At 69.0% G+C, this 1,271-nt stretch carries 2 protein-coding genes; both read left to right on the forward strand.

Going from position 1 to position 1,271, the window contains the following annotated elements; genetic code table 11:
* The coding region (locus tag MKL11_RS00980; RefSeq protein ID WP_243939438.1) for an alpha/beta hydrolase at positions 1-977 on the forward strand (977 nt) is incomplete at its 5' end.
* A gap of 54 nt (positions 978-1,031) precedes the next feature.
* Positions 1,032-1,271 (forward strand): DJ-1/PfpI family protein (locus MKL11_RS00985; RefSeq protein WP_243939440.1); only part of this gene is annotated, 240 nt, incomplete at its 3' end.

Raw genomic sequence — 1,271 nt, forward strand, 5'->3', positions numbered from 1 at the left:
GCGTGCCCATGCCCGTCTACGCCGCGCGCGACCGGCCCGAGACGGTGGCCCGCACCGCCATGGATGCCGAGGTCGCGGAATGGCTGAAGACCGGACCCGTGCTTGGAGTGCCGGAGCCGTTCTACAAGCAGCGGCGCGCCCACGACGGCTTCATCGATGCCGACAAGCCACCCATCGGCAAAATCGGGCATCTCGGCCTTCGCGGACCGCACGGCACTGTACCCGTACGCGTCTACCACCCCTCCAAGCCTGGCCCGGCCGAAGGTGCCTCTCTGGTCTACCTGCACGGCGGCGGCTTCGTCGTCGGATCGCTCGACCAGTTCGAGACCGCCATGAGGCGCCTGTCCGAGGGCAGCGGCGCGCAGGTCTACTGCGTGGATTACAAGCTCGCGCCCGAGTACCAGTGGCCGGTCCAGATCGACGAGAACGAGTTCGTCGTCCGCTGGCTGTTCGAGCATGCCGCCGAACGCGGGGTCGACCCGGCGCGGATCGCGCTCGGCGGCGACTTGGCCGGCGGCAACATGACCTGCACGATCTCCCTGCGCCTGCGCGACACCGGCGGCCCGCGTCTCGCCCTGCAGGTGCCGCTCTACCCGGAGACGGCGCTCCCCTTCGACACCAAGGCCGGGATCGAGAACCGCACGGGCGCCTACGTCGATACGGCGGGCGTGCATCAGTTCCTCTGGCACCTGCTCCCGCACGACGTTGACTACATGCAGCCCTACGTCACGCCGATGAACGCGAAGAGCCATGCGGACCTGCCGCCGGCGCTGCTGGTCACCTGCGGCTTCGACATGCTGCGAGACGTCGGCCACACCTATGCCAGGAAGCTCGCGGCGGCGGGCAACGATCTGACCTACGTCCACCATCCGGACCTGCCGCACGGCTTCATCCAGATGACCGCGCATTCCCGGCGCTGCCTGGCGGCGACCGAGGAGTTGGCCCGCCTGCTCGGCGATGCCCTCCGCAGGGCCTGAAGGGCGCCGCAGCCGCACCGAACTCTCCCCCACCCCTATAACGAGGAAGACGACATGTCCTTGCAAGGAAAGAAGATCGCCATCCTGATCGCCCCGCGCGGGACCGAGGAGCCGGAATTCGTCCAGCCGCGCGATGCGCTGACGAAGGCCGGCGCGAGCGTCACCGTGATCGGGCTGGAGGCCGGCGAGGCCGAGACGGTCAACAACGACTTGGACCCGGCTGGCCGCTACGCCGTCGACGCGACCATCAAGGGCGCCTCGGCCTCCGATTACGACGGGCTCGTCATCCCGGGT

The sequence above is a fragment of the Methylobacterium sp. J-077 genome, assembly GCF_022829365.1.
Lineage (GTDB): Bacteria > Pseudomonadota > Alphaproteobacteria > Rhizobiales > Beijerinckiaceae > Methylobacterium.